Raw genomic sequence first — 5859 nt, forward strand, 5'->3', positions numbered from 1 at the left:
GGGGGTGGTGGCGGGGGCAGGGGTGATGTCGGCCAGGTCGCGCAGGATGGTGTCGTGGAGGGTGTCGATGTGGGGTGAGTGTGAGGCGTAGTCGACGGGGATGAGTCGCGCGTCGACGTCTTGTCCCTTGTAGTGGTCGACCAGTTCGTGGATGGCGTGTGGTGTGCCGGTGATGGTGGTGCTGTTGGGGCTGTTGATGGCGGCGATGGTGGCGCCGTTGGGGAGGTGTTTTTGGATGTGGTGGGCGGGTTGGGGGATGTGGGCCATGGTGCCGGTGCCGGCGAGTGTGGTGAGGGCTTGGGAGCGTAGGGCGATGGTTTTGGCGGCGTCGTTGAGGGTGAGTGCGCCGGCGGTGTAGGCGGCGGCGATTTCGCCTTGGGAGTGGCCGATGACGGCGTGGGGGTGGATGCCGTGGTGTTGCCAGAGTTTGGCCAGGGCGGTCATGACGGCGAACAGGGCGGGTTGGACGACGTCGACCCGTTCCAGAGCGGGAGCGGTGTGGCGTTGGTGGAGTAGGTCGAGCAGGGACCAGTCGGTGTGGGGGGCCAGCGCCTGATGGCAGGCGTGGATGTGGTCGGCGAACACCGGTGAGGTGCGGAGCAACTCAGTGGCCATGCCGGGCCACTGCGATCCCTGGCCGGGGAACACGAAGACGATCCTGTTGTCCCCGGAGGTGGAGGGTGTGAGCGTCAGCCCAGGGGCGGACTGCCCGGTGGCCAGTGCCCGCAGACCGGTGCGGAAGTCGTCCAGTCCGGTTCCGGTGATGACGGCGCGGTGAGCGAAAGCGGCGCGGGCGGTGGCCAGGGTGTATCCGACGTCGATCGGGTTGAGGTCGGGGTGGTGGTCTAGGTGGTCCAGGAGCTGTTGGGCTTGGGCGCGGAGCGCTTGGGGGGTTTTCGCGGACAGCGGCCAGGCGAGTGCGGGCGTGGTGGGCGGTGTCGTCACCGTGGTCTGGACGGGTGCAGGTTTCGGGGGTTGTTCGAGGATGAGGTGGGCGTTGGTGCCGCTGACTCCGAAGGAGGACACAGCGGCACGGCGGGGCCGGTCGACCTCGGGCCAGGGCTGAGCCTGGCTGAGCAGGGAGACGGTTTCCGAATCCCAGTTGATGTGGGGGGAGGGCTCGTCGGCGTGCAGGCTTGGGGGGAGGTGGCTGTGGTTGATGGCCTGGACCATCTTGATGACTCCGGCGACCCCGGCCGCGGCCTGCGTGTGACCGATGTTGGATTTCAGAGAGCCCAGGTAGAGCGGCTTGTCGCGGTGCCGACCGTAGGTGGCAAGCAGTGCGTTGGCCTCGATCGGGTCGCCCAACGTGGTGCCGGTGCCGTGGGCCTCGACGGCGTCCACATCACCGAAACCGAGTCGGGCACCGGCGAGTGCTTGGCGGATGACGCGTTCTTGTGAGGGTCCGTTGGGTGCGGTGAGGCCGTTGCTGGCGCCGTCCTGGTTGACTGCCGACCCCTTGATCACGGCCAGGATGTGCCGGCCGTTGCGCTGGGCGTCCGACAACCGTTCCAGCAGCACCAGACCGACACCCTCCGACCATCCCGTGCCATCGGCGCTCGCCGAAAAGGGCTTGCAGCGCCCGTCCGCCGCCAGCCCGCGCTGGCGGCTGAACTCGACGAACATGCCGGGTGTGGACATGACGGTGACTCCGCCCGCCAGCGCCAGGTCGCACTCACCCGTGCGCAGGGCATGGGCGGCCAGATGCAGTGCGACAAGCGACGACGAGCATGCGGTGTCGACTGTCAACGCCGGGCCCTGGAGGCCGAGCACATAGGAGATGCGACCGGATGCCACGCTGTTCGTGGTCCCGGTCAGCACGTAGCCCGCGAACTCCTCCGGTGCCTCGTGCTGGGGCGGCCCATACCCCTGCGGCATCATGCCGGCGAAGACGCCGGTCCGGCTCGTCCGAAGGCTGGTGGGGTCGATGCCGGCGCGTTCGATGGTTTCCCAGGCGACTTCGAGCAGGAGCCGCTGCTGCGGATCCATCGCCGTAGCCTCGCGGGGCGAGATTCCGAAGAACGCGGCGTCGAACTGGTCGGCGTCGTGCAGGAACCCGCCTTCCCGTGCGTAGGACTTCCCGGGTGTATCGGGGGCGGGGTCGAAGAGGGCGTCCAGGTCCCAGCCCCGGTTGTCGGGAAACGGGGTGATGGCGTCGCGGCCCTGCTCGACCAGCTCCCACAAATCCTCGGGAGACGACACACCACCCGGGTACCGGCACCCCATCGCCACGATCGCCACTGGTTCGTCGGTAGCGGGACCGCTCCGGGCGGTGTCGTCGGCCTCGCCGTCGGGATGGCCGGTGGCGACCGCGGACAGGTGCCGCGAAAGGTCGGCCGGAGTCGGGTGATCGAAGGTGAGGGTGGTGGGAAGGGGCAAGCCCGTCGACTCGGTCAGCCGGTCCCGGAGTTCGACGGCCGCCATGGAGTCGAAGCCGAGCTGTTTGAACGTGCGGGCCAGGTCGATCGAGTCCGGTGCGGCGTGTCCGAGGACGAGTGCGGTGTTCAGCCGGACGGTCTCCAGGAGCGCGCGGTCCCGTTCGGCGTCGCTCAGCCCGGCGAACCGCGCCGCCGGGTCTGCCGCGGTGGAGAGCACACCGTCCTGCTCTTCACCGAGTGCCGCGGCGACGGCGTCATCGTCCGCGTCCTGGGTTTGGTCCGCCGAGTCCGCCGGTGCCTGAGCCGGAACCGGCGCCTGGACGCGAGCCGGAGCCGGGGCCACGGCCTCGATCCAGTGGCGCTTCCGCTGGAAGGGGTAGGTCGGGAGCCGCAGCTTCCGCACGGCGCGCAGATCCCCGGCTTCCCGGCCTGCGCCTTGGAGGACGGCCTCCCAGCGCACCGGGTCGCCGTGAACGTGTAGGCCGCACAGGGCGGCGACAAAGGTGCGGACCTCGGATCTGTTGCGGCGCAGCGTGGGGATCGTCGCCACCCGCGTCTTGCCGGTCGGGTTCCCGCGGCGGGCGAGGCTCGTCGCGGCGAGCCCGCTGAGCACGGCGTCCGGGCCGATTTCGAGGAAATCGGTGACCTCCTGCCGCTCCAGACATCGGACGCCGTCCATGAAGCGCACCGTGTGCCGGGCGTGGTCGACCCAGTAGGCGGGGTCGGTGAGCTGCTCGGCGGTGGCGAGGTGGCCGGTCAGGTCGGAGACGATGGGTGTCTCGGGCGGGCGGAAGGTGAGCCGGTGCAGGACCCGGCCGAACTCCTCCAGCATGGGGTCCATGTGCGCGGAGTGGAACGCGTGGCTGACCCGCAGCAGCTTCGCCTTGCGGCCGTTCCCCTTCCACGCCCCGACCGCGTCGAGGACGGCGGGCCGGTCCCCGGAGATCACGGCGGCGTGGGGGCTGTTCACGGCGGCGACTCCGAAACCCCCGCCGTACTCCTCCGCCAGCGCGCGCGCCTCGTCCTCGGTGGCGTCGAGCGAGGCCATCGCGCCCGTCGCGGGGAGGGCCTGCATCGCCTGGCCGCGGGCGACGACCATGGTGCAGGCGTCGGCGAGCGACAGCACCCCGGCGGCATGCGCGGCGGCGATGGCACCGATGGAGTGGCCGATGAGGAGGTCGGGGACGGCGCCGCACGACGCGAACAAACGGTGCAGGGCCACTTCGAGCGCGAAGAGTGTCGCCTGCGTGTACGCGGTCTGGTCGAGCAGCGCCGCCTCGCCGTCGTCCCGGGATGCGAACATCACCGGGCGCAGCGGACGGTCGAACCGCGGATCGAGGTGATCGAGGACCTCGTCGAGCGCGTCGGCGAACACCGGGAACGCCTCGTACAGTTCGGCGCCCATTCCGGGCCGCTGGCTGCCCTGGCCGCTGAACAGGAAGGCGGTGCGGCCCGCGGTTCCCGCCAGACCGGAGACGACGTTGGGCCGTCCTCGGCCCTTGGCCAACGAGGTGAGCCCTTCGAGCAGCTCGGCGCGATCGGCGCCGGTGACGACGGCCCGGTGCTCGAACAGGGTGCGCGTTCGCGTGAGGGCGAGGCCGACGTCCACCGGGTCCAGGTCGGGTGCCTCCCGCAGCCGCTCCGCCAGCCGCCGTCCCTGGTCCCTCAGCGCCGTACGGCTGCGCCCGGAGACCGGCAGGGCCAGCAGGGGCGGCGCCGGCCGGTCGCCGTGCCGGTCTCCGGCATCCGAGCCGGTCGACGCCGCCGGCGCGGCCGTCGAGACGCCCGCCGGTGCCTGCGACACGACGACGTGGCAGTTGGTCCCGCCCATGCCGAAGGAGCTGACCCCGGCGACGAGGGGCCGTTCCCCGTCCGGCCAGGGGCCGAGCGTGGTCTGCATGCGCAGGCCGAGGCGATCGAGCGGGACGCGCGGATTGGGCGACTCGAAGTTGAGGCTGGGGGGCAGCGTCCGGTGCTTCAGCGCGAGCGCGACCTTGAGGAGCCCGGCGATGCCGGCGGCGCCTTCGAGGTGCCCGATGTTGGTCTTGACCGAGCCCACGCGCAGCGCGGTGCCGCGAGCCGCGCCCCGCTCCGGGGCCTCGTCCGGGGCGGCCCCCAGCGCCGCGCCCAGTGCCGCCGCCTCGATGGGGTCCCCGACCCTGGTGCCCGTGCCGTGCAACTCGACGTACTGGACGTCCGACCGCCCCGCACCGGCCCGCCGGCACGCGTCCTCGATGACGGCGGCCTGCGCCTTCGCGCTGGGCACGGTGAGCCCGTCGCCGGTGCCGTCGTTGTTGACGGCCGTACCGCGGATCACGCCGTAGACGGGATCGCCGTCGGCGATGGCGCGCTCCAGCGGTTTGAGCAGCACGGCACCGCCGCCCTCGCCGCGGACGAAACCGTTGGCGCGGGAGTCGAAGACGAAGCAGCGGCCGTCCGGCGACAGGCCGCCGAACCTGAAGGCGCTTACCGAGCTGGCCGGGTCGATGATGAGGTTCACCCCGCCCGCCAGCGCCAGCTCCGACTCGCCCTTGGCGAGGCTCTCGCAGGCGAGGTGGACGGCCACGAGCGAGGACGACTGGCCGGTGTCGACGGTGAGGCTGGGGCCGGTCAGCCCGAGCGTGTACGACACCCTGTTCGCGATCACGCTGCGGTGCAGGCCCGTCATGCTGTGCCGCGTGATCGCCGCGGTGTCCCGGCGGTGGACGAGCCGCGCGTAGTCGTCCCCGATCGTTCCCACGAACACGCCGACCCGGTGACCGGCCACCGCGGCGGGGACGATGCCGGAGTCCTCCAGCGTCTCCCACGCGAGTTCGAGCATGAGCCGCTGCTGCGGATCCATCGCGGCCGCCTCGCGCGGGGAGATGCCGAAGAACTCGGCGTCGAAGAGGTCGACGCGGTCGAGGAAGGCCCCGTGCTCGGTGCCGGGAAGGGAACCGGCCGCCGACGCCCCGGCGGGGTCCGGCCCGGTGCTCCACCGGTCGGCGGGGACCCGTCCGACGGCGCTCTCGCCCGCCCGCAGGAGCCGCCAGAAAGCGTCCGCGTCCGCGGCTCGCGGAAGGCGGCAGGCCAGGCCGATAATGGCGATTCCATTGTCCATTGCAGTTGGCCTATTCCATTGATGACAGGGTCCGAATCAAGCTGGTTCCGGCGCTGGAATGAGTCATCGAGGAGCATCCGCGGGGTGGCCGGTTCGACTCTGTCGAGAGTGCGGCGCGGCGAGTCGGATTGTCTTCGCCCAGATTGCCGTGTTCGAGACAAGGGCCCACGGCGTTTGACAGGCGGCCGTGCAAAAATCGTCGGCGTCCGGGCATGCCGAAATGCCCCTGGACGGCGGGTGCCGCAGGGGGACGGCGGTCGTCGCCGGCAGCGGAAAGCCGGGCCCGCCCCGCCCGCCTCTCGCCGGCGCCCGCCGGTGGACGGCGCCGCGCCGGCGCGGCTCGGAGGCGGGCGGGGGAGCCCGGCCGCGGGGTGCTAGGGG

The 5859-nt window shown here is 71.6% G+C and carries 1 protein-coding gene; it reads right to left on the reverse strand.

Annotated features, from left to right (window positions below; translation table 11 throughout):
* Positions 1 to 5478: type I polyketide synthase (locus E1289_RS36015; RefSeq protein ID WP_131988404.1), on the reverse strand; the 5478-nt coding region annotated here is incomplete at its 3' end.
* Positions 5479 to 5859 lie beyond the last annotated feature (381 nt).

It is taken from the genome of Actinomadura sp. 6K520, from assembly GCF_004349245.1.
Lineage (GTDB): Bacteria > Actinomycetota > Actinomycetes > Streptosporangiales > Streptosporangiaceae > Spirillospora.